The organism is Inquilinus sp. (assembly GCF_057815775.1).
In genome coordinates, this window is the sequence record NZ_JBYRFX010000306.1 from 1 (window position 1) to 1518 (window position 1518).

Genomic DNA, 1518 nt, shown 5'->3' on the forward strand with positions numbered 1-1518 from the left:
GCAGCGCAACATCGACGCGCTGCTGCAGACGGCCCTGGCGGTGTTCTCGACCTCCGGCGTGGACGCCCCGATCCGCGAGATCGCCGAGAAGGCTGGCGTCGGAATCGGCACCCTCTACCGCCATTTTCCGCAGCGCGCCGATCTGATCGCCGCGGTCTTCCGCCGTGAGATCGACGCCTGCGCCGATGCGGCGTCGGCCCTGGCGGCCGAGAATGAGCCCTTCGAGGCCCTGGCGAAGTGGATGCAGCGATATGCTGTCTTCATCGCCGCCAAACGGGGGCTCGCCAAGGTGCTGCACTCGGGGGATCCGGCGTTCGACGCCCTGCCGGGTCACTTCGAGCAGCGGCTTCGGCCTGCCCTGCGCACGCTGCTCGACGCTGCAATCGCCGCCGGCGAGGTCCGCGCCGATGTCGAAGTGGATGAACTTCTATACGCCGTGGCCAGCCTGTGCATGTCGGCCCGCAATGCCGGGGCCGGCCGGCCGGAGCGCATGGTCGCCCTCCTGGTCGACGGGCTCCGCTACGGCGCGGGCCGGCCGGGGAACGGGCAGCCCTAAAGCTGCATCTCGGCCCGCAGCTCGCGTACGCCGCGGCCGAGGCGGCGGCGCAGCAGGCTGCGCAAGGTCGCGGAATCGGCATAGCCGACGTCGGTGGTGACCTGTTCCAGGTCGCGCCCGATCGAGATCAGGTGCTGCGCGTGTTCGACCCGCATGTCCTGGAAGAAGGCGAGGGGCGACTTGCCGATCACCGCCTCGGTGCGGCGCTGCAGGGTGCGGGGGCCGACGGCCAGCGCCTTCGCCGCCTCCTGCAGCGAGAAGCCCGCGGCCAGGTTGTCGCGGGCCCAGCGCTCGAAGCGCTCGATCAGCGGGTCGGCATGGGCCAGGTGGTTGGGGATGATGTACTGGGCCTGGGAGGGCCGCCGGTCGACCAGCATGAAGCGCGCGACCACCGCCGCTATCTCGGGGCTGGCCTGCCGCATCAGCCACAGCGCCAGGTCCAGATGGCCCATGGCGGCGCCGGCGGTGACAATGCGGCCGGCGGGAACGATCATCCGCTGGTCGTCCAGCCGGACATCCGGGTAGCGCTGGCGGAACAGGGGCGCCAGCGACCAGGTGGTGGTCGCCTCCAGGCCGTCCAGCAGCCCGGCTTCGGCCAGCAGGAAGGTGCCGATGCAGGCGGCCGCCACGCCGCTGCCGGCGGCCTGCCAGGCGCGCAGCTGCGCCATCGCGTCGAGCACGTCCGGCCGCCCCAGCGCCGCGACCAGCCGCTCCGGCTGCTTGGTGTTCAGCGCCGGCACCACCACCCAGTCCGGTGCCTTCGTATTATCGGCCAGCTCGACACTCGCCGTCAGGCCATGCGCGGTGCGGATCTGCGGCCGCACCCCCACGAGGCTGATCTCGAACGGAGGGGAGGCGGCTCCCTGCATCGCCGCCAGCTCGTTCGCGGTCGAGAACATGTCCAGGAACACCGTCAGGCCGGTGTCGAAAACGCCGTCGAGGGCGAGAACCATCAGGCGCAT

At 71.3% G+C, this 1518-nt stretch carries 2 protein-coding genes; one reads left to right on the forward strand and one right to left on the reverse strand.

Going from position 1 to position 1518, the window contains the following annotated elements:
• A partial coding sequence (locus tag AC3XYG_RS10900) for a TetR/AcrR family transcriptional regulator (RefSeq protein WP_489139851.1) occupies positions 1-556 on the forward strand: 556 nt, incomplete at its 5' end.
• On the opposite strand, the gene AC3XYG_RS10905 is transcribed toward AC3XYG_RS10900, so the two are convergent.
• On the reverse strand, positions 553-1518 hold a 966-nt coding region (locus AC3XYG_RS10905; RefSeq protein ID WP_489139852.1), incomplete at its 5' end, for a GlxA family transcriptional regulator. The two genes, AC3XYG_RS10900 and AC3XYG_RS10905, sit on opposite strands and share 4 nt — an antisense overlap.